Raw genomic sequence first — 24,473 nt, 5'->3', positions numbered from 1 at the left:
CTCGTTATATGAATAGTAGTTATTTGATCGGAAAAGCCATCGTCGACATGAGCGCGTTCTCCGCTTGAGTGGAATCTAGACGGCTGTATTGCACGACGACGGGAATGTCGCTGCGCACCTCGATCGCGTAAGGCACTCCGACCGGAATGCCCGTTCCGCCCTTATGCAGGGCGGACGTGCGGATGTGCTTGGTTCTCCTCGCCGGAACGACGAACATCATATTCTCTAGCGGCTCGCGGTCTTCGAAGAAAACGGTGAACAATAACATCGCTTCCTCCGAAGACGTATTAAGCACGCAGACGGACTCGTGACTTGTCAAATTGCCGCTGCTGTCCGGAGGGATGAACCCGTCCGGAATGATCCAATGCTTCTCTCCCAAAGCCTGGTACATGGCAGCCTCCTCTTAGCGCGTGAACGCGGCAGGCACGCCGCCGTCGATGGTCAGCATGCAGCCCGTCGTTTTGTCGGCTTTCGACGAAGCGAAGAACGCGATGCCTTCCGCGATGTCGCGAGGATAGATGTTAACAAGCAGCGTCGTGCGCTTGCGGTAGTACTCTTCCAATTGGTCCGGCTCGATGCCGTAAGCGGCTGCGCGCTCGTTGCGCCAGCTTCCGTTCCAGATCGCGGAGCCTTGCAGAATCGCGTCCGGCAGAATCGTGTTGACGCGGATGCCGAACTCGCCGCCTTCCGCCGCGACGCAGCGCGCCAGATGAGCTTCGAGCGCTTTCGCCGAGCTGTAAGCCGTCGCGTTTTTGCCGGCGTAGACGGAGTTTTTGGAGCCGATGAATACCATGTTGCCGCCGATGCCTTGCGTCTTCATCAGCTTAAATGCTTCGCGGGCAACAAGGAAATATCCTGTCCCGAGCACGTTCATGTTCAAATTCCATTCCTTCAGCGACGTTTGGTCGAACGGGCTGGAGGTCGCAAGTCCCGCGTTGTTGACGATAATGTCGACGCCGCCGTAAGCAATCGCCGTTTCCGCGTATGCCGCCGCCACTTGCTCTTCGTTTGTTACATCCATTTTAACTGCGATCGCGCGATTTTCGCCGTACTTCTCGTTAATTTCGGCGGCTACCTTCTGCGCGCCTTCCAGATTGAGGTCCGCGAGCACGACGTGCGCGCCTTCCGATACGAGGCGGCGTGCCGTTTCGCTGCCGATGCCGCCGGCGCCGCCCGTAATGAACGCCACCTTGCGGGAGAATTCCGCTTCCGCAGGAGCCAGGGACAGCTTGTAAAGCTCGAGCGGCCAATATTCTACATTATAGGATTCGTTTTCGCTCAGGGAAACGAAGCTGCCCAGCGCCGTCGCGCCGCGCATAACCGCGATCGCGCGGTGGTACAGGGCACCGCTCACTTGGGACATCGCCCAGCTCTTGCCCGTGTTGATCATGCCTACGCCAGGAATCAGGATAACGCGCGGAGCAGCCTCGAACATGACGTCGCCTTCATGCTTGTTGCGCTCGAAGTACGCGGCGTATTGCTCCTTGTAAGAAGCGATGCCGGATTTCAGCGCCGCCTTCAGCCCTTCCACGTCGTCCGCGTTCGGCGTCCAGTCGATGAAGAGAGGAACGACCTTCGTGTGCACCAGGTGATCCGGGCAAGCCGCGCCGACTTGGGACAGCGCCGGGGAGTCCTGACCGTTTACGAACGACAGCACGTCGTCGGCATCGTCGAAGGACAGGATCATTTTCTTAGCGTCGCTGACCGCGCCGCGTACCGTCGGCATCACTTCGGCCGCGATCGCTCTGCGCGTCCCTTCCGGCAGCGATTCAAAACGCGCGCCGCCGAACAGCTTCGCTTCGTTCACGCGCGCTTCGATGAACGCTTCCGCTTCGTTGATGATTTTGATCGTCTGGGCGTAACAAGCTTCCGACGTGTCACCCCAAGTGACGAGGCCATGCTTCTCCATGACCACGAGCTCGGCGTTCGGGTTGTTCAGTACGCCTTCCGCGATCATTTTGGACAAAGTGAAGCCAGGACGAACGTAAGGAACCCATACGAAACGATTGCCGAAAATCTCCTCCGCCAAGTGGCGGCCGTTATCCGCGCAAGCCAGGCTGATAATCGCGTCCGGATGCGTATGGTCCACGTGCTTGAATGGAAGGAACGCGTGAAGCAGCGTCTCGATGGAAGCGCGGGGATGCTTGGCGTCGATCATGCAGTTCGCCAGGTAAGCGACCATATCCTCGTCCGACATTTCGCCGCGCTCGAACAGCGGACGGATATCGTCCATGCGCAGACCTGTGAAATTGCCCGCTTTCATTGTTGCCAGGTCGGAGCCGCTTCCTTTGACATACATGACCTCGACGTCGCGTCCGCGGAAATCCTGCACGATCGTCTTGGCGGATGTATTGCCGCCGCCGTAGTTGCACACTCTGCGATCCGTTCCGATTAGGTTGGAGCGATAAACGAGCTCGTTCAGACCTCCCTGCTGCTGATCCGCAGCTTCTTTGTTCCACAATGATTGCACCATGACCATACCTCCGATAATGTTTGTTTATAATGGCTTTGTTTTTGTTTGATCTGAGTATATCATCTTTGTTTTTATTTGAATACATAAATTTTCAAAGATAAACAAAGATCTATTTGTCCGATCACAGTATCATCGCTAGCACTGCTTATCCGAATCGTCCGTTCGTGGCCTATTTCTGTTTTGCAACGATTAGCAGAAGATAGCTTTCCAGGATTTGGATTTGTTTGATGAAAAGATACTTCTCATTTTCATTTGGCTCACTATCCCGTCGACTCAGGGAGTTATCCGAATTAAGCAATATACAGGCACCTCAGGCAATGAGGGTATTGAGGCATTTATGGTTTTGGTGGCTTTGGTGGTTTTGGTGGTTTTGGTGGTTTTGGTGGTTTTGGTGGCTTTGGTGGCTTTGGTGGCTTTGGTGGCTTCGGTGGCTTCGGTGGCTTTGGTGGGTTTGGTGTGTTTGGTGGGTTTGGTGGGTTTGGCGGCTTTGGCTAGATTGCGGGCTGGAGGCAACCGAACTCTGAGCTGATGGGATAGTGTCCTAAGAAGCTGGAAACTCCCCCTACGGTTTCCTGAGATGAGGGGATAGCGTCCAAAGTAGCTAGAAACACACAACCTATAGTTCCTGAGATAAAGGGATAACAACCAAAAGAAATCAAAAGAAGCAGTGGAAAACAGTAAGTTACTGAAGCGAACTGATTTGAGGGGATAGCCTGCCGAAGGGCTGCAGCAATACTGATCTGAGAGGTTAGTTTCCAAAGAACTCGCAGCTATACGGAGCCGAGGGGATAGTCTGCCAATGAACTGGCAGCTATTCGAAGCCGAGGGGATACCCCGCTGAAGGACTGCAGCAACACTGATCTGAGGGGATAGCCTGCTTAAGAACCTAAAGCTATGCGGAGCAGATGGTATAGTCCGGACGCCGAAGAGACGAACAAGCCCGATCCCCATCGGGATCGGGCTTGCTTCAACATGCGAGGACGCGGTTCCTTAAATGCTACACGCACCTGAGCGTCACCTCGATATCCTGGTCGTAATTGCCGAAGCCTTTGCCGAAGAGGGTGACGCCTCCCTGGTTTTTGGCCGACGCGCTGCTCGCGATGCGGAACAATATTTCCTTGTCGTACGACAAGGAAAGGCCCTCGATGGTAACATCGGACACTTTAACCCCGTCGATGAAGGAGCCTTGAGGTGTTACGCGGATCGTCTTCATCAGTCCGTGCCGGATATTTTTGTGCCACCAGGAAGGGGTGTAGATGCCTCGCGCTCCTCCGAAGCCCCCGGGGTAGGTCCACGTCCCCACTTCCGTGCCGTTGACCGAGAACACGATATCCGAAGGGAGATGATCGACCGTGCATGGCGTCTCCGAACAGATCTCGAGGGATATGTCCAGGGAATCCGGACGCTCGTTGCTTACCATATAATTCGGAATGCGGTATTCGACGTAGCCGGAACCGAACCAGATGACGCGCGCGTGGACATGCTCGGGATCGGCAAAATATCGAGGATCGTCGCACATCCCGATCATTCGATCCGCGGAAGCCAGGCCGCAGGTCGGCCTGATCTCGAAGCCCGAGTAAGTGCCGACGGGCAGAGACACGAAATATCGGCTGCCCTCTTCTTTGGGCGGAGCGCCTTTGAACAGAAGGGTAGCGTGCGTCAGCTGAAGGTAACAAAGCTTCTGCATCCCCCGCTTGCCCGCCACCGATTCGGAGCGAACGATACCCGCTTCCTCCAGCATATGTATATGTCTCGTTACGATCGGAGACTTTATGTCTAGCGCTTCGGACAAGCCTTTAATATTCATGGGCCGCTCGCCCAGCAGCTCGATTATTTTCACGCGCGTAGGAGAAGAGAAGCATTCCAGAAAAAACATGTTCCGGCCGCTGACTTCGATTTCCATCCTGTTGCCTCTTTTCTTTGAGAAAATTGCAAATGTCCCAACCATTATATAACTAAAAAGTTAACGTTTCAATGCAAATCGATACCCATTGGCAAACTTGACACTGCGGAGCATATTCAATAAAATAAATTCCGCATACATAACCTTCAAGAAGTTTAGTTACCTTTTGAGTTAATGAAAATAAAGGAGGAGTAAAATGAATAACTTTCAATTTCATAATCCTACCCGCATCGTCTTTGGCGAAGGATCGGCCGACCGAATCGGCGAGCTGGCATCTTCGTACGGCAAAACGGTTCTGCTCGTCTATGGAGGCGGAAGCATCAAGAGCACCGGGCTTTACGAGCGTACGATCAAGCAGCTGAAGGAATCAGGCATTACCTTCTACGAGCTTCCGGGCATTGAACCGAACCCGCGGCTGTCGACCGTTAACAAAGGCATCGACATCTGCCGGGAGCATGGGGTCGACTTTATTCTGGCCGTCGGAGGCGGCAGCGTAATCGACGCGTCCAAAGCTATCGCGGCCGGCGCATTGTACGACGGCGACGTCTGGGATTTCTTCGTCGGCAAAGCTTCCATCCAGCAGGCGCTGCCGATCGGCACGGTGCTGACGCTGGCTGCCACAGGCTCGGAAATGAACGGCAGCACGGTTATTTCCCATTGGGAGGAGAAGCTCAAGAGAGGAGCAGGAAGCGCTCACCTCTACCCGCGCTTCTCGATTCTGGATCCTTCGCTGACCTATTCCGTTCCGCGCAATCACACGGTCTATGGATCGGTCGATATTATGTCGCACGTATTCGAGCAATATTTCAGCCTCACGACAAACACGCCGCTGCAAGAAAGATTCTGCGAATCGATTCTGCAGACGGTCATCGAGAACGTGGAGCCCGCGCTTGCGAATCCGAATGACGCGGCGGCGCGCGCCAACCTGATGTGGTGCGGCACAATGGCGCTGAACGGCGGCCAGATCAGCCTCGGCATGCAGAACGACTGGGCTTCCCACGGCATCGAGCATGAAGTGAGCGCCATTTACGATATCCCGCATGGGGCAGGCCTCGCCATCATCTTCCCGAACTGGATGCGTTACGTCTACAAGCAGCGCCCCGACCGGTTCGCCCAATACGCAACGCGGGTATGGGGAATCGATCCCGCCGGCAAATCGGAAGACGAGCTTGCGCTGGCCGGCATTCAAGCTACGCGCGACTTCTTCACCCGGATCGGAGCGGAATCCAAGCTGGCCGACTTCGGCATCGGCGACGATCAGCTGGACCGCATGGCGGAGGAAGCCGTAAGATACGGCGCGATCGGCTCCTTCAAACGGCTTGAGAAGGACGACGTCCGCGAAATTTTGAGAATGTCCCTCTAGCTCAACCATTCCATATCCGAGAGGAGAAATGAAGATGACAACAGCACTAACGGAAAGCGCGGTTCTGCATAACGGCTTGAAGATGCCTTTGTTCGGACTTGGCGTGTGGAAGGTAAAAGACGAAGAAGCCGAATCCACGGTGAAAGCGGCAATCGAAGCCGGATACCGCCATATTGATACGGCGGCCGCCTATCAGAACGAAGCCGGTGTCGGTGCTGGCGTTCGCGCAAGCGGCGTGGCCCGCGACCAGATTTTCGTTACAACCAAAGTTTGGAATGCCGATCAAGGCTACGAATCGACTCTCGCCGCTTTCCAAGCAAGCTTGGATAAGCTCGGGATGGACTACGTCGACCTGATCCTCATTCACTGGCCGGTCAAAGGCAAGTACACGGACACCTGGAAGGCGCTCGAGAAAATTTACAACGACGGCAAAGCGCGCGCGATCGGCGTGAGCAACTTCCAAATCCATCATTTGAAGGACATCATGGAATCCGGAACGATTGTCCCGATGGTTAATCAAGTGGAGTATCATCCGCTTCTGACGCAGCAAGAGCTTCTTGCTTTCTGCCGGGAGAACCGCATCCAATTGACGGCGTGGAGCCCTCTCATGCAGGGCAACCTCGATCTGCCCGTCCTTGCGGAGATTGGAGCGAAATACGGCAAGTCCCCGGCCCAAGTCGTCTTGCGCTGGGATATTCAGAACGGCGTCATTACGATTCCGAAGACGACAACGCTGTCCCGCTTGACGGAAAACGCCGATATTTTCGACTTCCAGCTGACCGAAGACGAGATGAACCGGATTTCCGCGCTTAACCGCAATCACCGGTTCGGACCGGATCCGGACAACTTCAACTTCTAGATGATGAACTGAACCGCCGGAGCAATCGCTGCTACGGCGGTTTTTTGGTGTTTGGGCCGGATGAGCGAATGTATTCTTGTGCACGGTTGACAGAATGCTTGGACCGGACATATGATAATTTCCAAACAATAAAAATGAGTGATTACTCACTATTATAATAAAGAGGGAGGCAACTTCATGACTCACGAGAGCTCCAGCTGTGTTGAAATACGGGACGTCATCCGGAATTTCGGCGAAAAAATCGTGATCGAGCGCATAAGCTTGCGAGTCGAACGCGGCGAAATATTCGGCTTGCTTGGCCCTTCCGGCTCCGGCAAGACGACGCTCGTGAAGATGTTAGCCGGCATCGACGAAGCAACTTCCGGCGAGATCAGCCTGCTCGGAGTGAAGCTGCCGAAGCTGGCGATGATGAACCGGATCGGGTACATGGCGCAATCCGACGCGTTATACGCCGAGCTATCGGCCCAAGAGAACCTGTCCTTCTTCGGCTCGCTGTTCGAGCTCGGAGGCGCGCGGCTCAAGGAGCGGATCCATTATGCCATGAAGCTCGTCGGTTTGGAGGAGCATTTGAACCGTATTGTATCCGAGTACTCCGGAGGCATGAAGCGGCGGCTCTCGCTCGCTATCGCTTTGCTTCACGAGCCTGAGGTTCTGATCCTGGACGAACCGACCGTCGGAATCGATCCGATCCTGCGCAAGTCCATCTGGAACGAGCTCGAAGCGTTGAGCGCTGCCGGCACGACGATTATCGTGACGACCCATGTCATGGACGAGGCCGACAAATGCCACCGTCTCGGCATGATCCGCGACGGGAAGCTCATCGCGATCGGATCGCCGACGGACTTAAAAACGCGGACGGGCAGCTCTACGATCGAAGAAGCATTCCTTCATTACGGAGGTGAGCGGCCATGAGAGTCCGCGCGTTAGTCATCCGCATCGTCCGCCAGTTCGTCCGGGACAAAAGAACGATGGCTCTGCTGATCGCCGCCCCCCTTCTCGTGCTGACGATGATGTATCTTGTGTTCAGCGGAGACAAGTACGAGCCCAAGGTTGGCGTCGTCGCGATTCCTGCGCCGTTCCAAGCGAAGCTCGAAACTAGCGGCATGGAGATCGTCGCGTTCGGCTCGATCGAGGAAGCCGAGAACGCACTGGCCGAACGGAAGATCGATGCTTACGCGGCCATTCGGGACGGTAAGCCCCTCATCAAGCTGGAGGGCAGCGACCCCGGCAAGAACAAGTCGATCCTGTTGCTGTTCGGGCAAACGATGCAAGACGAGACGCAAGCGGGCAGCGCAGGGATCCTCCCCGAGCCGTCCGTTGGTTATTTGCACGGCGGCTCGGAGATGACGGCTTTCGACAGCTTGGGCCCCGTATTTATCGGGGTGTTCGCGTTTTTCTTCGTGTTCCTGATCGCCGGCGTCTCCTTCTTAAAGGAACGAACGAGCGGAACGCTCGAGCGGCTGCTCGCCACCCCGCTTCGTAGATGGGAAATCGTGGTCGGCTATATCCTCGGCTTCGGCTTGTTCACGGGCATCCAAGCGGTGCTCATCGCCGCTTATTCCATACACGGGCTTGGTCTCATGATGGAGGGCTCGATATGGCTCGTTCTTCTGGTTACATTGCTATTGTCCGTCACGGCGCTTAGCTTCGGCACGTTCCTGTCGGCATTCGCCAAATCCGAGTTCCAGATGATTCAGTTCATTCCGCTTGTTATCGTGCCGCAAGTATTTTTCTCCGGCCTGTTCGATCTGGAAAGCATGTCGCCCGCCCTGCGCTGGATCTCCCACCTTATGCCGCTGAAGTACGGGGCCGACGCGCTTCGAAGCGTCATGATCCGCGGGGAAGGCTGGAGCGTGATCGACGACGACGTGTTCCTGCTGCTTGCGTTATCGCTCGCGTTTATGGCGGCGAACGTGCTTGCGTTGCGGAAACATCGGAAAATATAGTACGCTGGGGACACCACGAAACTCGTAGAGGGAGATTTCACCGAATGAGGGATCAGAAAGAGCAATGGCTTGCAGAACTATTGCGGCTGGCGGACGGCGACGAAGGCAAAAAAACCGCGAAGCAAGCCCGCATATTGGAAGCGGCCATCGATATGTTCGCGACCAAAGGCTTTGCGGCCACCTCGACCAGCGAAATCGCTCAGAAAGCGGGGGTCGCGGAGGGAACGATTTTCCGCCATTACAAAACGAAAAAGGACCTTCTGCTGTCCATTGCCGGGCCGATTGCCGTCAAGCTGGTCGCACCGTTCCTCATGCGCGACTTCGCCAAAATGCTGGAGCTCCCGTACGAACGCGTCGACGATTTCTTCCGGGCCGTCGCGAAGGACCGGCTGCGATTCGCCAGAGGGAATATGAAGCTCATCCGGATTCTCGTCCACGAAATCCCGTTTCATCCGGAGCTGCTGGAGCAGGCCAAAACGTTGTTCCGGGACATCGTGGCGGCAAGGATCCAGAAGGTGATCGCGCATTTTCAGTCCCTCGGTCAAATTAAAGAAGAGCAGCCCTGGATCATTATGCGGACCGCGGCCAGCTTGTTCATCGGACTGGCGGTCAGCCATCTCGTCCTAATGCCTGACGTACCGTTCGACGAAGAGAAAGAGATTGATAGAATCGTGGATTTGCTCATGCACGGCATTTCTCCGAGAGCTCCCGAATAGAATCTATGAAAGACACCCCTGCGGCGACATCATGAGCTAGGGGTGTTTGGTTTTTTCTTCCAAACCATGAAAGGATTCTCGCTTACGGTTGTCGAATTTAATGCCAAAGGCCACATGCGAAGGAGGTGCGCTGCTTGGATATCAAATCGAAAGCCCGGCTTGCAGGTTGGTTCGAGCCCGCCGAATGGACGAAAGAGATGGAAGTCTACCGTTCCCTTCTCGAACAGGAAACCCATTATCCCCTGCCAAGCGAGATGCTGCTGCATTATGCGGGAGCTTTGACGGATAAAGAAAAGCTGGCAATCGCCTTAACGCTGGAATTTCCCTTCGCCAAGCGGGAGCTTCGCAAATGGCCGGAGATGCTGTTCGCCAAGATGCTTCGCACCGCGGTTCAGCAAGCGCAGCGCAGCATCGCCGTCAAGCGTCGAATCCTCCTCTCCATCTTGCAGCTTCTGCCGTTCGAAATACACGAAACAATCCCGTTCGACGCCCTCCTGCGGGAGAAGGATGAGCGGATAACCGCTAACGGCTTTTGGCCTTATTATTGGATGCTTTATTTCCATGAGATAAAATTGACGGACCCCGAGCTATGGCTCCACGAGCTCAAGAAGCTGGAGGAGCGTCTGCATTCTTATACCGCGCCGCGGAACGATGACCGGAATGGGCAGACGGCAGGGCCGGCCTCCCCTTCGGAAAGCGACGACGGCAAACACGATAAGAAGCTGAAGCTTCTCGAAAGCATGTACAAAAAAGAGCTATCCGCCCGGCAGCGCGCGGAGCATGAGCTTGCCCAGAAGGACAAGCTGCTGCGCATGAAATCCAAAGAGCTGTCCCAGCTCGAAGATGAGCTCGAGCGGTTGAGAGACGCTGCCGAACATGCGGACTCGCTTTCGGAGCAGCAAACGAAGCTTCAGCAGGACCGGGAGCGCAAATGGAAGCAGGAGCAGACGGGCTGGCTGGAAGAACGCCAGTCGTTCCTGCAGCATTTACGATCGCTGAACGCGCAGCAGGGACAGCTGCAGCGGACGATCGACGCGCAGAGAAAAGAGCTGCAGGAGCAGCAAGCCGAAACGGCGCTGCTTCAGGAAGAACTTAGCGATGCGCGGAAGCAGCTGCTCGCTTCCGGCGAATGGACGGACCGGTTGTGCCGAAGTCTCGAGGATGAACTCGCCGGGCTCGGACAGGCGATTGCTTCGCAAGACCGGTCGGCAATCGCAAGATCGCGAATGCGCAAAGTCCTGGACCTGCTCGACGCCCTGGAAGCCTACCGCGACATGGACGGTTTGGAGGAAAGAGACGATCCCGCCTGCGCGGCGGAACGGCGTATCGAAGTATCTAGCGGTTCAGCGGCCGGAGCGCATACTCCTGCCGCCAGTCATAGCGGGCAAGAAGCTTTCGAAGCCGTAAGCCGTACGGTCAACCTTCCCCCCCAATACGGCACCTTCTATCGCCGGGATCACGGCGGATGCGTGACGCTTGAGAACGGAGATTCGTTTAACATAACCGAATCATTGGTTCAGCAGCATGGTCTGCAGCATGAAGCCGAGCTTCTGTGCACGCCGGTCCAGCAGCCCGGCAAGCCGCTCTACTATGAGCTGCAGCTGCTATTCCAAGGCGACGACGCCTTCTCCCCCATTCAACAGTTCGACGGCTACATCGAGAAAGGGGACGGACCGTTATGGTTCTGCGTCGATATGAACGATCCGGCGTGTCGATACCAGCTTCATCATCGGGACGTGGACATACAGAAGCCTTCCCCAGGCGATCCTTGCACGTTCAACGTTGCCGACGGCGGCCATATCGCAAGGCTGACGAAGGTTTACCGGCAATCCGCCCCTCATTCGGCGGGAGAGGAACAGAAGCCGAAGCAATCGGCGCAAGCGCAGGCGGAGCTCGCCGCAGCCGGCAGGCGCGGCAAAGAGAAACGGGAGCCGGCAAAAGCGAAGCAGCCCCCTTTCCTGCACAACTGCGTCATTACGATCGTCGGAGGCGTTCGCAAATGGTTCGAGGCGGTCGTCCGGGAATGCGGGGCCGAGCTCGCGCACGACAGCGGCGACCATCCCGAGCGGGTCATGTCCGATCTCCGGCGATCGCAGGCCTTGTTTCTCCTGATCACGTCGACATCGCATCGCGCGACATGGGAAGGCGTCGATATCGCCAAAACGAACGGGATCCCGCATTTCGTCATCCAAGGCTCCAAATCGAATTTGCGTTCCTTGTTATGGGAAAACCGGGAGCTGATCTTGGCGTCGAATCGCTGAACGCCGGCGATTCGCGGCGCGGTGCATGAGGCATGAAGGGGCAGCGGCAAGGACAGCTGGGAGCGCATACTTTACGCCAAATAAGGGCTGTCGGGAGTGATCTCCCGGCAGCCCTTATTTTCATGCGGTTCACTATTTCGACTCGGCTACGACGCCTTTCTTCAAGATAAGGTTGGCGTACAAGGCGCTTTCGCCCGTCGCGATGATGGCGTACGCGGATTTGGCCCGCTCGTAGAAGGCGAACCTCTCCACTTCCTCGAACGCCTCGCCCAGACCAGACCGCTCCGTCACGATCTCGCGATACCGCTCCCAGATCGGCGTCTCCGTCTTGTCGCCGGGCATGACGGCCATCAGCGCCGCCGGCTTCTCCACGTACTGATCGAGCGGGAACAGGCACAGGATCGCGTCCAGCAGCTCCGGGATGCCGTGACCGTCGCAGCGGACCAGCCTCTGCGCATGGCTCGCCGCCGGGAAGTTGCCGTCCGCCAGCACGATCTCGTCGCTGTGCCCCATCTCCATCAGCACCTTCAGCAGCTCGGGCGACAGAATGCTTGGAATTCCTTTCAGCATGGTGCGTTTAAGTCCCCTTCCCGTCTATTATTTCATCTTCTGCAGCAGTTGAATCCGGTACGCCTCGCTCTCCAGGGAGGCGATCTCTTCGAATTCTTCCTTCGTGAGCACCTTAGGCTCGCGGATCGCTTTGGCGATCAAGAAGATTTTTGCGCTTTCTTCCACGACTTCCGTTCTGTAATACGCTTCCCGCAGGTTTCGGCCCGACGTCACGAGACCGTGGTTCCCGAGCAGGACGGAGCTCGCCTGGTTCACCACCTCGACGTAAGCGTCGGCCAGCTTATCGGTTGTCGGCAGCACGTAAGGCACGTAGACCGTCTTGCCGACAAGCGCCGCTTGGTCCGGGAACATGATCGGCAGCTCCGTCTCCACCAGGGTGAAGGCGATGCAGTACGGCGGATGCGTATGCACGATGGCGCCGATGTTCGGATTGGCCCGGTACGCGTACAGATGCATCAGCACCTCGGAAGATGGTCGCAGTCCGATGTCGGTAATTTCGCCCGTCGCGATATCGACCTCGACCCATTGCTCCGGCTCCACTTCGTCCAAGGCGAAGCCGCTCGGGGACAGATACATCTTCCCTTCGTGCTTCGCGCTAATGTTGCCGCCCGGTCCGACGACGAGCTTGTTCGCTACCGTCTTCCTGGCGTACTTGCACAATTCCTCGCGAATCGCGATGCTGCTCATGGATTATACCTCCGATAAATGATGGCTTATTTGTAAAGAGGGCCGAAGTTCTGGCAAGCGCGGTAGTCGGCGCCTTCCGAGTTCGCCGTGCCGAACAATCCCCATGCGCGAGGACGGAATACCCGCTCCTGCGGCACGTTGTGCATGTTGACCGGGATGCGGAGCATCGACGCCAGCGTAATCAGGTCGCCGCCGATGTGGCCGTAGCTGATGGAGCCGTGGTTCGCGCCCCATTGGTCCATGACGTCGTATACGGAACGGAACGCGCCTTCGCCGGTCAGGATCGGCGCGAACCAAGTCGTCGGCCATGTCGGATCCGTGCGTTTGTCGAGCGCGTCGTGCACGTGCTCCGGCAGGTCGACGGAGTAGCCTTCCGCGATTTGGAGAACCGGTCCGATGCCCTTGACCAGATTGAGGCGGGACATCGTCATCGGCATGCCGCCGCGCGTCAGATAGTCCGAGGAATAGCCGCCGCCGCGGAAATATTCGACGGAAGCAGGGCGCCACGAAGTCGCGTCGAGACACTTCTGCGCTTCCTCCTCCGTAATTTCCCAGAACGGCTTCATCGCCGGCTTGCCGTCCTTCTTCTGCTCGCCTGTGCCGTCGAGCGTCGCCGGGCCGGAGTTGATCAGATGGAGCAAGCCGTTCTCCGCCGCTCCGGACAGCTTATGGCCGGTCACCCGTTCCACGGAGTCCGGGCTCCAGTACGTGCGAACGTCGGCGAAAATTTGGGCCGTGTTCGTCAGCAGATGGCCGAACAGCATGACCGCGCCGTTCAGGCTGTCGTTCTCCGTCGCCACGATATACGGCGCGCGGATGCCGTTCCAATCGAACGAGGAGTTCAGAATCGCTTCCATGAAGTCGCCGTTCGGGAAGTGGTCCGTCCATTGGCGCTGGCCTTGGAAGCCGGATACGATCGCGTTGTGCCCCATCGCTTCTTCGCCGAAGCCGAGTTCGGCCAGGCGCGGATTGCCGACCATCAGATCGCGCGCGATTTGCGTCATCTTGACGACCGTCTCCCAGTCCTGATCCTTGCGTTCTCTCGACGTCTGGATGTCGGCCGGGTTATTGTCCGGTCCCTCGAGGCAGTTCTCCTTCACCCAAGCGAGCGCTTTCTCGAATTCCTCGCCGTCGTAGATGCCTTCGTTCATCCGGCGCACGAACTCCGACATGTCGATGTATTCCGTGCGCATGCCCAGATACTCTTGGAAAAACGCGTCGTTGACGATGGAGCCCGCGATCCCCATGGAGACGGAGCCCATGGACAGATAGGACTTGCCTTTCATCATGGCGACGGCCAGTCCCGCTCTCGCGAAGCCGATCAGCTTCTCGCGCACGTCCTCCGGCACGCTTGTATCTCCCGCGTCCTGAACATGCTCGCCGTAGATGCCGAATGCCGGCAAGCCCTTCTGCGCGTAACCCGACAGCACCGCGGCCAGATAGACGGCGCCCGGACGCTCCGTTCCGTTGAAGCCCCATACAGCCTTCGGAACGCTTGGATCCATATCCATCGTCTCGGTGCCGTAGCACCAGCAAGGCGTGACCGTTATCGATACCCCTACGCCGGCCCTGGCGAACTTCTCCGCGCAAGCGGCCGCTTCCGCCACGCCGCCGATCGTCGTATCCGCGATAACGCACTCCACCGGTTCGCCGTTCGGATAGCGAAGAGTCTCCGAGAGGAGCGCCGCCGTCGCTTTCGCCATGTTCATCGTCTGCTCCTCGAGCGATTCGCGAACCCCTTTCCTTCTGCCGTCTATCGTCGGTCTAATCCCGATCTTCGGGAAGCCGCCATGAAACCGATTGTCCGCATTTGCCATTGCCGAACCCTCCATATCGCTAATATAATGTTACCGATAACCTTAAAATAACAGCAAAAAATATTGCTGTCAACGCTTTCTATTAGGTATGATAAATGGCATGGAAATACCGACAAGGAGAACATAATATGGTGACAATCTATGACATAGCGGCCAAAGCCGGCGTATCGGCCATGACGGTATCGAGGGTTATCAATAACACGGGGAAAATCAGCGAGAAGACGCGAGCGAAGGTGAAGCGCGTCATGGAAGAAATGAATTACGTCCCGAATCAGACGGCGCGCAGTCTCGTCCTGCAGCAAACGAAGCTGCTGTTCCTGCTCATAACGGATATTACGAATCCGTTCTATACGACACTGGCTAGAGGAGCGGAGGATGCGGCCAAGAAGCACGGCTACCGGCTGCTGTTCGGCAACAGCGACGAGAGCCTCGAGAAGGAAGCGGATTACGTGACGACGATTCTGACGACGAGAGTGGACGGCGTGCTGCTGGCCCCCGCCGGCGATCCTTCCCTCCCCCACTTGGAGTCTCTTCGCAAGCATAACGTTCCGTTCGTCCTGCTGGACCGCGAAGTGCCGGGCATGGACTGCGATATCGTGCTTGGCGACAGCAAGGAAGGCGCGAAGCGGCTCGTGGAGCATCTGGCCGAGAAGGGACATCGCCAAATCGCGCTGGTGAACGGCTCGTCGTCCATCTCCAGCGCCCGGCTAAGGCTGCAAGGCTACAAGGAAGGGCTGAAGCTGAACGAGCTGCCCTTCCGCGAGGAATTCGTATTCGAAACGAGCTTCGGACAGCTTGGCGATCTCTCGGACATGACGGCATGGCTGGAGCGTCTCGATCCGATGCCCACGGCGATTCTGACGGGCAATAACGTGCTGGCCGTCGAGGCGATGCGCCTCCTGCGCGCCAAGGGACTGCGCGTGCCGGAGGATATCTCGATCGTCTGCTTCGACGATCTGGGCCCTTACTCCGACGTCGACCCTTTTCTTACGGTAGCGGCCCAGCAAGCTTACCAATTCGGCTATATGGGCATGGGCATGCTAATCGACCGCATCGGCGAACGCGACGGCTCCTCCCCTTGGAAGAAGGTCGTGCTGCCGGCCGAGCTGCTCGTCCGCCGTTCCGTGAAGGACATCTCCTCCGAAGAAGGATAAGAATTACCTTATACCGCGCAACAAATATCCATCCCGGATCCGGTGGCCGGCAAGCCGGTTATCCTTCCCGCTCCGTCAGCCTTCTCCGGTACTCCGTCGGGGATTGTCCGCTCCACTTGCGGAACTGCTTCGTGAAGAACAGCGGATCGTTATAGCCGATCGAAGCCGCGACCTGAGCGACGGTCAAATCGCCAGCGAGCAGCGTTTCGGCTTTCTTCATGCGCACCTTGTTCAAATACTGCATGGGCGACATGCCGGTCGCCTCCTTGAACAGCTTCGTCAGATGGGACCGGTGATAGCCCAGCGTGCGGGCAATGCTATCGACGGACGTATGCTGTCCGAACTGCAGCGTCAGCAGACGGATCGCCTGATCCACGCTGCGGAAAGCGCGGTGTCCCGCCGGCAGCCCTTCGGTGTCTGCCGGGCCATGCTCACCCGTTCCGCCGCCTTCCGCGCGTCCGCGACGCAGCGCGCAGCCGATTTCGTGCAGCACCTGTCTCAGCCGCGCCGATGCTTCGAGGTTCGACAAGGCGGCCGAATCGGCCTTGCTCAGACCCGTGCGCAGACAATACATCTCCCTACGCAGCCGGCTCTGCCGACACCCCCTCACGACCGCCCCGGCCGGCGTCAGGCCGATTCCTCTCAGCAGCTGTTCCGTTCCTTCTCCTTCGAAAGCAATCCACATATAGGTCCAGGGCTTTGTCCCGCTCGCCTCGTACCTGACCAGAATATCCGGGAAGATGAGGAACGCGTCGCCCGCCGCCAGGCGGTACGTCTCGCCCAGCGTCTCGAACGTCCCTTCGCCGTCCAGAACGACATGCAGCAAATAAAAATCGTGCACGGCCGGCCCGATGAAGTGTCCCTCCACCGGCTTCCCTTGCCCGCTGAACAAAACCGACATCTCTCCTTTAAGCGGAGCCTCGTTCACCGCCAGCTGCCATTCGTAATGCTTATCCAAACCGCTTTCACTCCCAACGCCTTTTTCTAATAAGCATACTCCATAATCAGACATTCCTCCATACAATGCCGATATCCTTCCATATGCTTCCGCTCTATTCGGCCCTATACTAAAGGAGTGAAAAGTAGCTGTGCGCGCAGCCTGACAACAAAAATACGGGAGGACTGCACATGTCCAAGGTTACGTTTATCGGAGCAGGAAGCACTGTTTTTGCCAAAAACATTTTAGGCGACATCATGATGACACCGGCTTTGCAAGGCATGGAAATCGCGTTGTTCGATATCGACGAGGTCCGGCTGCGCGACTCGGAGCAAATGCTGCTCAACCTGAAGCAGACGACCGGGAGCACATGCTCCGTCACCTCTTACCGGGACCGCAAGGAAGCGCTTAGAGGAGCCAAATATATCGTGAACGCCATTCAAGTAGGCGGCTACGACCCGTGCACGATTACCGACTTCGAGGTGCCCAAAAAATACGGCCTGCGCCAGACGATCGCGGACACGGTCGGTATCGGCGGCATCTTCCGCAACCTGCGCACGATTCCGGTTATGCTGGATTTCGCGCGGGATATCCAGGAGGTCTGCCCGGACGCGTTGTTCCTCAATTACACGAATCCGATGGCAGCGCTTACGAATGCGATGAACACCTACGGCGGCGTCAGAACCGTCGGCCTGTGCCACAGCGTACAGGCTTGCGTGCCCGATTTGCTTCGCCATCTCGGCATGGAGCACGAAGGCGTGAAGTGGCATATCGCGGGCATCAATCATATGGCCTGGCTGCTTGAGATCAGCAAGGACGGAGTCGACTTGTATCCGGAGATCAAACGGAGAGCGATGGAGAAGCAGCAGTCGGAGAAGCATTACGACATGGTTCGTTTCGAGCTTATGTTCAAATTCGGCCATTACGTCACGGAATCGTCCGAGCATAATGCCGAATACCATCCTTACTTCATCAAGAGCGCTTATCCCGAGCTCATCGACAAATACAATATCCCGCTCGATGAATACCCTCGCCGCTGCGTGAACCAGATCCAGAACTGGGCGACTATGCGCGAAGAGCTGGTTAACGACAAAGCGCTTCAACACGCAAGAAGCCATGAATACGCGTCTTATATCTTGGAAGCAGTCGAGACGGATAAGCCGTTCCGCATTCACGGCAACGTCATGAATACCGGCTTGATCACGAACCTGCCTTCCGAGGCTTGCGTCGAGGTCGCTTGCCTCGTCGACCGCAATGGCGTGACGCCGACTCATGTCGGCAGCCTGCCGCCGCAGCTTGCCGCGCTCAACCGCACGAACATCAACACGCAGCTGTTGACGGTGGAAGCCGCGATCACGCGCAAGCGCGAGCATATTTACCACGCCGCGATGCTGGACCCGCATACGTCGGCCGAGCTCCCGCTCGATGCTATCATCGCGCTGTGCGATGATCTGATCGAAGCCCACGGCAGCTGGCTTCCCGAATACCGGTAGTTTTCCGCAAAGAAAGCCTCTCCATCCAAGATCCCTGGATAGAGAGGCTTTCTCTTCTATCTTTAATGGTTAGAGCGGCAGCCACTTCAGAAACCGCTGGACCTGATCGTCCCAGTAAGTCCAATCATGATTACCCGGACCGTCCTCATAGGTTAGCTGATAGCCGGTGTTGCGGCATGCTTCGCGGAACGCCTGATTGCCTTCGTACAGGAAATCCTCCGTGCCGCAGCTCTGATACAGCAGAGGCAGACGATCGGTATGACCACCGGTCTTCGAGCGTTCGAGCAGCTCCAGCAAATCGGCGTCCGATCCCTTCACCTCTTTGTCGCCGAACACAAGCTGGAACGTGCGAGAGAAATACGAATCGTTCACTTCAAGCTCTTTCACATGCTTCGCGATGTCCAGAGCGCCCGAGAAGCTTCCGGCCGCAGCGAAGCGCTCGGGATGCGTCAGCGCCCACTTGAACGCGCCATAGCCTCCCATCGACAACCCTGCCACGAAGTTATCCTCCCTTGCCTCGGACAACGGGAAAAACGCTCTTGCCGCGGCCGGAAGCTCTTCCGTCAGGAACTTCCAATAGGGCGCCCCGTGCTCCATATCCGTGTAGAAGCTGCGGTGCACGTTCGGCATAACGACAGCCAGCCCGTATTCGCCCGCGTACCGCTCAATGGACGTCCGTCTCGTCCAGATCGAATCGTCATCGGATAATCCATGCAGCAGATACAAGGTTTTATGTTTGCCTTTCCCACCCGTTCTGCTGTTCACCCCGATCTGCGACTTCGGTCCTTCCGGAAGAATGACGGTCATCGTCGTATTTATCCCCAGTGTATCGGCAAAAAAACGACAGGTTACCAATGCCATGCGAATCTACCTCCTGCAATCGGTTTGTCCATGCTGCTATGTACTTTATCATATCATTAAAAATTTTTCATGCGATTCTCATGTCGTTTTGCGCGTGCTATATTGGGATATTGAACACTCCGCCACCTTAGAGGTGGGGATTCTTGGGTAGTTACTCCTTTCGGAGCAAAGTTGTAGCGATATTATCTTTCGAAACATCGTACACCAAGCGATCCCTGTGGTTCCCACAGTTCCTACTTTCTTCGTTACAAGGCCATGGCCTTTATGTTTTGTGCCGCATTCCTGTCTCGGTCATGTACCGTTTGGCAGGATGCACACTTCCATACCCGAATGCTCAAATCTTTCACCTCTGCTTGCTTGTTCCCACAGACGTGACAGGTTTGACTCGTTGGCGCAAAAACCGGTGTCTCCTTGATCGTTCGGCCGTACCACCTGGCTTTGTAATGCAGTTGTCGACTCATTTCCCCCCAGGAAGCATCTGCTATATGTTTGGCGAGGTGGCGGTTCTTCATCATACTAGCAATGCGTAAGTCCTCGAAGCAGATCGTTTGGTTTTCACAGATCCATTTCGTGGTCTGCTTATGCATCATGTCTAATCGGCTATTTCGAATCCTTTCATGGACGGTTGCTACTTTTCGTTTGGCTTTGGACCAGTTGCTCCCGCCTCGCTTTCTTCTTGCCAGGATGCGCTGCCACTTCGTGAGCAACCGTTCATATCGCAACGTATGTCTTGGATTATCTATGGCAGGACCTTCCGAAGGTACAGCAAGCTGCTTGATGCCTACGTCAATGCCAAGCATGCCGTCCGTTAAGGGAAGGGGCTGGATGTCCACCTCACATACCAACGATACAAACCATATGCCGCTTGGGGCAAGTCGTACAGTAGCCGATAGGATCCGGCCTTCGATCTCCCTTGACTTGGCATAGGGCACCCATCCCAGCTTGGGGAGCTGCAAACGATCTCCCTTCACGGCAATGTTTCCGTTCGTATACCGCGTCGTATAGCTTTGTACGGGATGCTTGCGGCTTTTGAAGCGAGGGGGAACATTTTGTTTCTTGAAGAAACGCTGATATCCGTCAGCCAAGTTACGCACAGCCGACTGCAGTGCAATGCTATCCACTTCTTTCAGCCAAGGCCACTCGCGCTTCATCGCAGGAAGCTGCGATGCACAGGTGTTATAGGACAAACCCTTGCCTGTAGCCTGATAGGTCTGATTCCATTTCGCTAGGAGATGATTGAACACAAAGCGGCTGCAACCCAAAGTTTTACGCATCTGCATGATTTGCTCATGAGTCGGATAGATTCGAAATTTGAATGCTTTATGCTGGAGCATCGCCTGACTCATCACCTCGCTACAAAAGGGATAGATGTTAAACCCACAACAATTATAGCACATATGTTCCTATTTATTCATCAACAAAATTCCCAATTCATCCCTTGCCTTAACTCTCACTTCGTAGCTAGCAGGTAGCTTAGAGGCAGGTGTATTCTCGGTGTTGATAATAAAACATTCGGAGAAGGGAAACCCTGTCATCATGAAAAAAAACAATATTTTGTCCAAAACCGTTAAATCTGCCGTTTGCGTAACGATTGCTCTGTCTGTATTTGCTTTCGGCGCCGCCGAAAACAAAACCTATGCGGCAACGCCGAAATCCAAAAACTTGATCGCTTCCAGCAAAAACTACATAGGTACGCCGTACCAATACGGCGCCAAAACGGGCGACACCGATTCCTTCGACTGCTCGTCGTTCACGCAGTTCATGTTCCAATCGTTCGGCGTATGGCTGCCACGCACTTCCGCCGCCCAGGCGAGCATGGGCAAGAAGGTGGATCGCGGCTCCCTCAGCATGGGCGACCTCGTCTTCTTCAATACCAACGGAAGATCGATCAGCCATGTCGCGATTTACGCGGGCAACAATCAGATCATTCATAGCTCGAGCAGCAAAGGCGTCACGATCTCCGATATGAATTCCAGCTACTGGAAAGGCAAATACGTAACGGCCCGACGCGTTTTGTAAGGACGGGTCATACAAGCAAAGGAGGTTTCCTCCCGGCATTATCCGGGCAGGAAACCTCCTTCTTATTTCACTGCTTACTTCACCGCTATCTTCAGCCAATCTTCGCTGCGGCCTTCCTTGTAGAAGCTCGCTTTGTTTTTGCCGGCGATGCCTTCGAGACCGAAGGTTTCGGCCGCCTTGTACAAGCCGGTTCCGTTGCGTTCGACGTAATTCATTTTTTTCATATAGGCATTGTCCTCGAGCACGGCCTTTAGTAAGCGCTTCCGGGTTAACAGGGGCTTGCTGCGCACGTCGACTCCGTTATAATGCAAAATATCGAATACGAAATAGACGACCGGCATCGAAGACTTCGCATCTCGTATGTCCGGAATTTTTTTCATGCGGAACCGTTCCTGCAGCTTTCCGAAGTCCGCTTTGCCCGTGACGGGGTCCAGAAAGGCCACTTCGCCGTCCAGCACCACATCCGCCGGCCTTCGCAGCGGCACATTATGTAACTCAGGGTACTGTCTCGTAATGTCGTAGCCGTGTCTCGTCAAGAGGCGCACTTTACCCGCGTCCATTATAAGCAGAAGCCGGTGTCCGTCTACGAGCGGCTCGAACAGGAAGTCGTTGTCGTCGAACGGATCGGGTCTTTCCATAAATAGCATAGGCTGCGTCCACATGGCTTCGTCCCTCCCCCGTGTTCCCATCTTATCACGAATCCATTCCGAAAATCGTCGGTAAATACAGGAGAAGTTAGCGAATAATCCATCATAGGACGATGCATAATAGGCTCAAGCGTTCAACACGCTTAAGTTTCCTTAAAGGAGAGAGTAAATCATGGCAAACAATAGCAGCAGCTCGAACCAACTGGTGGTCCCTCAGGCGCGCGCCGCGCTGGAGCAAATGAAATTCGAGGTCGCGCAAGAGCTTGGCATTCAGATTCCGCAAGACGGCTATTACGGCAATATGACGACGCGTGATACCGGTTCCATCGGGGGCTACATAACTCGCCGGCTTGTTCAATTGGCTGAGCAGCAGCTTGCAGGCCGCTTCTAAACAGAATGAGTCTTTACGGAGGGCGCGGTTGCGCTCTCTTTTTGCTTTTATCCTTCCATTCAGATGAAAAAATCGGTAAAATGGGGAAGAGTTGTCCTTTGTTACATAGATCCTTGCGACTTTATTAAGAGAAAGGAACATCCCCATATGATCATTCAACCGAAAACCCGCGGCTTTATTTGCACAACCGCGCATCCGGAAGGCTGCGCCAGCCAAGTGAAGCGCCAAATCAATTATGTGAAAGCCCAGCCCAAGCTCGAGGGTCCGCGCAACGTTCTTGTCATCGGCGCTTCCACCGGCTACGGTCTAGCTTCCCGCATCGTGTCCGCCTTCGCGTCAGGCGCCAATACGATCGGCGTTTACTTCGACAAAGCGGCGGAGGGCGCCCGCACCGCGTCCGCGGGCTGGTACAATTCCGCGGCGTTCGAAGCCGAAGCCGCGGAAGCCGGCTTGAAATCCTACAGCATCGTGGGCGACGCGTTCTCCGACGAGATCAAGGCCAAAACGATCGATCTTATCCGCACGGAGCTGGGGCAGATCGATCTGGTCGTCTACAGCGTCGCATCTCCGCGCCGCACGCATCCGAAAACCGGCGAAGTGTTCACTTCCGTCATTAAGCCGCTCGGCGGGACGTATTCGAACAAGACGGTTAACTTCCATACGGGAGAAGTGACGCAAGCGACGATTGAACCGGCTACGGAAGATGAGCTGCGCCAGACGATCGCCGTCATGGGCGGCGAGGATTGGAACATGTGGATCGACGAGCTGCAAAGCGCCGGCGTTCTCGCCGATGGCGCTACAACCGTTGCATACTCTTATATCGGACCTGAAATTACGCATGCCGTTTACCGCGAAGGCACGATCGGCGCCGCCAAGAACGATCTCGAGGCTACCGCTCACCGTCTTCACGAGCAGCTCGCGGCGAAGGGCGGACGAGCTTACGTATCCGTCAACAAAGCGCTCGTGACCCAATCCAGCTCGGCGATTCCGGTCGTTCCGCTGTATATCTCGGCCTTGTACAAGGTCATGAAAGAGAAAGGCCTGCATGAAGGCTGCATCGAGCAAATGTACCGCCTCTTCTCGACAAGACTGTACGGCGCCGCCGAAACGCCAGTCGACGAGAAAGGTCTTATCCGCATCGACGACTGGGAGATGCGTCCCGAGATTCAAGAGGAAGTCGCCCAGCGTTGGGCCGAGCTTACGACCGAGAACGTCTACGAGCTGTCCGATCTCGAAGGCTATCGCCGCGAGTTTTTCCAGCTGTTCGGCTTCGAGACGGACGGCATCGACTATAATGCCGACACGAATCCGGAAGTCGCGATTCCGAACCAACGCTAATATTTGAACACACGGTAAACAGAAACAAAGCGCTGGCGAAGGAGTAAAGCTGACACCTTCGTCGGCGCTTTGGCATGACAAGACATATGGAGGAACCTATGCGCAAGATTAAAGTATTCTCTGGCTCATCGAATCCGGAGCTGGCCGCCAAAGTATGCGGACAGCTGGAAATTCCGCTGGGCAAATCCACGATATCCCGCCAGCAGAGCGGCGAAATCCATGTGACGTACGAAGAATCGATTCGCAACTTCCATGTATTCATCGTCCAATCGTTATCGCATCCGGTCAACGAGCATCTGGTCGAGCTGCTGGTGATGATCGACGCGGCCAAACGAGCTTCGGCCAAATCCATCAATATCGTCATGCCTTATTACGGCTATGCCCGGCAAGAACGGAAGTCCGCTCCCCGGGAGCCGATCTCGGCCAAGATGGTGGCGGACGTCTTGACGACGGTCGGCGCCGACCGCATTATTTCCGTCGATCTCCACGCGGACCCGATTCAAGGCTTCTTCAAGATAACGGTCGACCATCTGACGGCGCTCGATCTGATCATCGACTATTTGCGTTCGAAGCATATCGCGAATCCCGTTGTCGTCTCGCCGGACGCGGGCCGAGCGACGACGGCCGAGAAGCTTGCCGGACTCCTCGATTGCCCGTTCGCCATCATGATCAAGAACAGACCGGCGCATAACCAATCCGAAATTACGCATATTATCGGCGAGGTCGAAGGCATGACTCCGATTATTATCGAGGATTTGATCGATACCGGCAGCACGATCGTGAACGTCGTGGAAGCGCTCAAGAAGCGCGGCGCGGAGGACGCTTTTATATGCGCCACCCACGGGTTATTCTCCGAGAACGCGGTCGACAAGCTGAATCATCCGAACATCCAGGAGGTCGTCATTACCGACACGATCGCCCTGGGCAGGGAACGTCCGGACAAGTTCATCGTTCTGGAGATGGCTCCGCTGCTCGGAACCGCGATCCGCATTATTACGGAAGGCGGCTCCATCGCAACGTTGTTCAAGTCGGAGTAGA

General features: G+C 56.1%; 23 protein-coding genes. 13 read left to right on the top strand and 10 right to left on the bottom strand.

The features are described 5' to 3' along the window. Positions 1 to 19: 19 nt before the first annotated feature. Positions 20 to 391: a sensory rhodopsin transducer gene (locus NQZ67_RS21565; protein ID WP_257449937.1), complete on the bottom strand. Its 372-nt coding sequence runs from the start codon at positions 389 to 391 to the stop codon at positions 20 to 22. A gap of 12 nt (positions 392 to 403) precedes the next feature. Next, positions 404 to 2,473, bottom strand: coding sequence for a bifunctional aldolase/short-chain dehydrogenase (locus NQZ67_RS21560; protein ID WP_257449936.1), 2,070 nt, complete (start codon positions 2,471 to 2,473; stop codon positions 404 to 406). Between the two features lie 220 nt (positions 2,474 to 2,693). Between NQZ67_RS21560 and NQZ67_RS21555 the strand changes: the two genes are divergently transcribed. Then, complete coding sequence (locus NQZ67_RS21555; RefSeq protein ID WP_257449934.1) at positions 2,694 to 3,002, top strand: hypothetical protein; 309 nt, start codon at positions 2,694 to 2,696, stop codon at positions 3,000 to 3,002. 468 nt (positions 3,003 to 3,470) lie between these two features. On the opposite strand, the gene NQZ67_RS21550 is transcribed toward NQZ67_RS21555, so the two are convergent. Then, on the bottom strand, positions 3,471 to 4,376 hold the full coding sequence (locus tag NQZ67_RS21550) for an ArsR/SmtB family transcription factor (protein WP_257449931.1): 906 nt from the start codon (positions 4,374 to 4,376) through the stop codon (positions 3,471 to 3,473). A gap of 196 nt (positions 4,377 to 4,572) precedes the next feature. On the opposite strand from NQZ67_RS21550, the gene NQZ67_RS21545 reads away from it, so the two are divergent. The 6 genes from NQZ67_RS21545 (at position 4,573) to NQZ67_RS21520 (ending at position 11,521) form a co-directional block, all read left to right on the top strand. Next, positions 4,573 to 5,739, top strand: a complete 1,167-nt coding sequence (locus tag NQZ67_RS21545) for an iron-containing alcohol dehydrogenase (protein ID WP_257449929.1) — start codon at positions 4,573 to 4,575, stop codon at positions 5,737 to 5,739. 34 nt (positions 5,740 to 5,773) lie between these two features. Continuing rightward, complete coding sequence (locus NQZ67_RS21540; protein WP_257449927.1) at positions 5,774 to 6,598, top strand: aldo/keto reductase; 825 nt, start codon at positions 5,774 to 5,776, stop codon at positions 6,596 to 6,598. Between the two features lie 177 nt (positions 6,599 to 6,775). Then, complete coding sequence (locus NQZ67_RS21535; RefSeq protein WP_257449925.1) at positions 6,776 to 7,510, top strand: ABC transporter ATP-binding protein; 735 nt, start codon at positions 6,776 to 6,778, stop codon at positions 7,508 to 7,510. Further along, positions 7,507 to 8,544: an ABC transporter permease gene (locus NQZ67_RS21530; RefSeq protein WP_257449922.1), complete on the top strand. Its 1,038-nt coding sequence runs from the start codon at positions 7,507 to 7,509 to the stop codon at positions 8,542 to 8,544. The genes NQZ67_RS21535 and NQZ67_RS21530 overlap by 4 nt, the downstream gene beginning before the upstream one ends. A 44-nt stretch (positions 8,545 to 8,588) precedes the next feature. Then, the gene (locus NQZ67_RS21525; protein WP_257449920.1) at positions 8,589 to 9,260 is read left to right on the top strand and encodes a TetR/AcrR family transcriptional regulator; all 672 of its coding nucleotides are present in this window, start codon (positions 8,589 to 8,591) and stop codon (positions 9,258 to 9,260) included. A 134-nt stretch (positions 9,261 to 9,394) separates the two neighbouring features. After that, complete coding sequence (locus tag NQZ67_RS21520; protein WP_257449918.1) at positions 9,395 to 11,521, top strand: hypothetical protein; 2,127 nt, start codon at positions 9,395 to 9,397, stop codon at positions 11,519 to 11,521. A gap of 132 nt (positions 11,522 to 11,653) precedes the next feature. Here the strand turns inward: NQZ67_RS21520 and NQZ67_RS21515 are convergent, their stop codons facing one another. The 3 genes from NQZ67_RS21515 to NQZ67_RS21505 are packed head-to-tail and all read right to left on the bottom strand — an operon-like array spanning position 11,654 to position 14,595. Continuing rightward, the gene (locus NQZ67_RS21515) at positions 11,654 to 12,091 is read right to left on the bottom strand and encodes an RbsD/FucU family protein (protein WP_257449916.1); all 438 of its coding nucleotides are present in this window, start codon (positions 12,089 to 12,091) and stop codon (positions 11,654 to 11,656) included. 27 nt (positions 12,092 to 12,118) lie between these two features. Then, a complete protein-coding gene (locus tag NQZ67_RS21510) occupies positions 12,119 to 12,778 on the bottom strand; it encodes a class II aldolase/adducin family protein (protein ID WP_257449914.1) in 660 nt (219 codons plus the stop codon). A 26-nt stretch (positions 12,779 to 12,804) separates the two neighbouring features. Next, entirely contained in the window at positions 12,805 to 14,595 is a 1,791-nt protein-coding gene (locus tag NQZ67_RS21505) for an L-fucose isomerase (protein ID WP_257449912.1), read from the bottom strand. A 128-nt stretch (positions 14,596 to 14,723) separates the two neighbouring features. On the opposite strand from NQZ67_RS21505, the gene NQZ67_RS21500 reads away from it, so the two are divergent. Then, positions 14,724 to 15,749, top strand: coding sequence for a LacI family DNA-binding transcriptional regulator (locus NQZ67_RS21500; protein WP_257449910.1), 1,026 nt, complete (start codon positions 14,724 to 14,726; stop codon positions 15,747 to 15,749). 58 nt (positions 15,750 to 15,807) lie between these two features. Here the strand turns inward: NQZ67_RS21500 and NQZ67_RS21495 are convergent, their stop codons facing one another. After that, a complete protein-coding gene (locus tag NQZ67_RS21495; protein WP_257449908.1) occupies positions 15,808 to 16,707 on the bottom strand; it encodes an AraC family transcriptional regulator in 900 nt (299 codons plus the stop codon). A 170-nt stretch (positions 16,708 to 16,877) separates the two neighbouring features. Between NQZ67_RS21495 and NQZ67_RS21490 the strand changes: the two genes are divergently transcribed. Next, positions 16,878 to 18,179, top strand: coding sequence for an alpha-glucosidase/alpha-galactosidase (locus NQZ67_RS21490; RefSeq protein ID WP_257449906.1), 1,302 nt, complete (start codon positions 16,878 to 16,880; stop codon positions 18,177 to 18,179). Positions 18,180 to 18,248: 69 nt separating this feature from the next. On the opposite strand, the gene NQZ67_RS21485 is transcribed toward NQZ67_RS21490, so the two are convergent. After that, positions 18,249 to 19,040: an alpha/beta hydrolase gene (locus NQZ67_RS21485; RefSeq protein ID WP_257449904.1), complete on the bottom strand. Its 792-nt coding sequence runs from the start codon at positions 19,038 to 19,040 to the stop codon at positions 18,249 to 18,251. Positions 19,041 to 19,285: 245 nt separating this feature from the next. Next, positions 19,286 to 20,374: an IS200/IS605 family element RNA-guided endonuclease TnpB gene (gene tnpB / locus NQZ67_RS21480; RefSeq protein WP_257450066.1), complete on the bottom strand. Its 1,089-nt coding sequence runs from the start codon at positions 20,372 to 20,374 to the stop codon at positions 19,286 to 19,288. 202 nt (positions 20,375 to 20,576) lie between these two features. Here tnpB and NQZ67_RS21475 point away from each other — a divergent pair, with 202 nt between their 5' ends. Further along, complete coding sequence (locus NQZ67_RS21475) at positions 20,577 to 21,059, top strand: C40 family peptidase (RefSeq protein ID WP_257449902.1); 483 nt, start codon at positions 20,577 to 20,579, stop codon at positions 21,057 to 21,059. A gap of 74 nt (positions 21,060 to 21,133) precedes the next feature. Here NQZ67_RS21475 and NQZ67_RS21470 read toward each other — a convergent pair whose 3' ends face one another. Continuing rightward, complete coding sequence (locus tag NQZ67_RS21470) at positions 21,134 to 21,721, bottom strand: ATP-dependent DNA ligase (protein WP_257449900.1); 588 nt, start codon at positions 21,719 to 21,721, stop codon at positions 21,134 to 21,136. Between the two features lie 157 nt (positions 21,722 to 21,878). On the opposite strand from NQZ67_RS21470, the gene NQZ67_RS21465 reads away from it, so the two are divergent. From NQZ67_RS21465 to NQZ67_RS21455, 3 genes are all read left to right on the top strand, one after another. Then, positions 21,879 to 22,097: an alpha/beta-type small acid-soluble spore protein gene (locus tag NQZ67_RS21465; RefSeq protein WP_257449898.1), complete on the top strand. Its 219-nt coding sequence runs from the start codon at positions 21,879 to 21,881 to the stop codon at positions 22,095 to 22,097. A 147-nt stretch (positions 22,098 to 22,244) separates the two neighbouring features. Beyond that, positions 22,245 to 23,435 (top strand): enoyl-ACP reductase FabV, encoded by a 1,191-nt coding sequence (fabV, locus tag NQZ67_RS21460; protein ID WP_257449896.1) that lies wholly within the window; start codon positions 22,245 to 22,247, stop codon positions 23,433 to 23,435. Between the two features lie 98 nt (positions 23,436 to 23,533). Beyond that, a complete protein-coding gene (locus NQZ67_RS21455) occupies positions 23,534 to 24,472 on the top strand; it encodes a ribose-phosphate diphosphokinase (protein ID WP_257449894.1) in 939 nt (312 codons plus the stop codon). Position 24,473 lies beyond the last annotated feature (1 nt).

The sequence above is a fragment of the Paenibacillus soyae genome, from assembly GCF_024623455.1.
Classification (GTDB): domain Bacteria; phylum Bacillota; class Bacilli; order Paenibacillales; family Paenibacillaceae; genus Pristimantibacillus; species Pristimantibacillus soyae.
This window is presented reverse-complemented; position numbering and strand designations above follow the sequence as displayed.

What these genes read in the sequence shown, in the direction of transcription:
- NQZ67_RS21565 (WP_257449937.1), bottom strand. Translation starts at nt 391, where the DNA reads ATGTACCAGGCTTTGGGAGAGAAGCATTGGATCATTCCGGACGGGTTC.
- NQZ67_RS21560 (WP_257449936.1), bottom strand. Translation starts at nt 2,473, where the DNA reads ATGGTGCAATCATTGTGGAACAAAGAAGCTGCGGATCAGCAGCAGGGA.
- NQZ67_RS21550 (WP_257449931.1), bottom strand. Translation starts at nt 4,376, where the DNA reads ATGGAAATCGAAGTCAGCGGCCGGAACATGTTTTTTCTGGAATGCTTC.
- NQZ67_RS21545 (WP_257449929.1), top strand. Translation starts at nt 4,573, where the DNA reads ATGAATAACTTTCAATTTCATAATCCTACCCGCATCGTCTTTGGCGAA.
- NQZ67_RS21540 (WP_257449927.1), top strand. Translation starts at nt 5,774, where the DNA reads ATGACAACAGCACTAACGGAAAGCGCGGTTCTGCATAACGGCTTGAAG.
- NQZ67_RS21535 (WP_257449925.1), top strand. Translation starts at nt 6,776, where the DNA reads ATGACTCACGAGAGCTCCAGCTGTGTTGAAATACGGGACGTCATCCGG.
- NQZ67_RS21530 (WP_257449922.1), top strand. Translation starts at nt 7,507, where the DNA reads ATGAGAGTCCGCGCGTTAGTCATCCGCATCGTCCGCCAGTTCGTCCGG.
- NQZ67_RS21525 (WP_257449920.1), top strand. Translation starts at nt 8,589, where the DNA reads ATGAGGGATCAGAAAGAGCAATGGCTTGCAGAACTATTGCGGCTGGCG.
- NQZ67_RS21515 (WP_257449916.1), bottom strand. Translation starts at nt 12,091, where the DNA reads ATGCTGAAAGGAATTCCAAGCATTCTGTCGCCCGAGCTGCTGAAGGTG.
- NQZ67_RS21510 (WP_257449914.1), bottom strand. Translation starts at nt 12,778, where the DNA reads ATGAGCAGCATCGCGATTCGCGAGGAATTGTGCAAGTACGCCAGGAAG.
- NQZ67_RS21505 (WP_257449912.1), bottom strand. Translation starts at nt 14,595, where the DNA reads ATGGCAAATGCGGACAATCGGTTTCATGGCGGCTTCCCGAAGATCGGG.
- NQZ67_RS21500 (WP_257449910.1), top strand. Translation starts at nt 14,724, where the DNA reads ATGGTGACAATCTATGACATAGCGGCCAAAGCCGGCGTATCGGCCATG.
- NQZ67_RS21490 (WP_257449906.1), top strand. Translation starts at nt 16,878, where the DNA reads ATGTCCAAGGTTACGTTTATCGGAGCAGGAAGCACTGTTTTTGCCAAA.
- NQZ67_RS21485 (WP_257449904.1), bottom strand. Translation starts at nt 19,040, where the DNA reads ATGGCATTGGTAACCTGTCGTTTTTTTGCCGATACACTGGGGATAAAT.
- tnpB (WP_257450066.1), bottom strand. Translation starts at nt 20,374, where the DNA reads ATGCTCCAGCATAAAGCATTCAAATTTCGAATCTATCCGACTCATGAG.
- NQZ67_RS21475 (WP_257449902.1), top strand. Translation starts at nt 20,577, where the DNA reads ATGAAAAAAAACAATATTTTGTCCAAAACCGTTAAATCTGCCGTTTGC.
- NQZ67_RS21470 (WP_257449900.1), bottom strand. Translation starts at nt 21,721, where the DNA reads ATGTGGACGCAGCCTATGCTATTTATGGAAAGACCCGATCCGTTCGAC.
- NQZ67_RS21465 (WP_257449898.1), top strand. Translation starts at nt 21,879, where the DNA reads ATGGCAAACAATAGCAGCAGCTCGAACCAACTGGTGGTCCCTCAGGCG.
- fabV (WP_257449896.1), top strand. Translation starts at nt 22,245, where the DNA reads ATGATCATTCAACCGAAAACCCGCGGCTTTATTTGCACAACCGCGCAT.
- NQZ67_RS21455 (WP_257449894.1), top strand. Translation starts at nt 23,534, where the DNA reads ATGCGCAAGATTAAAGTATTCTCTGGCTCATCGAATCCGGAGCTGGCC.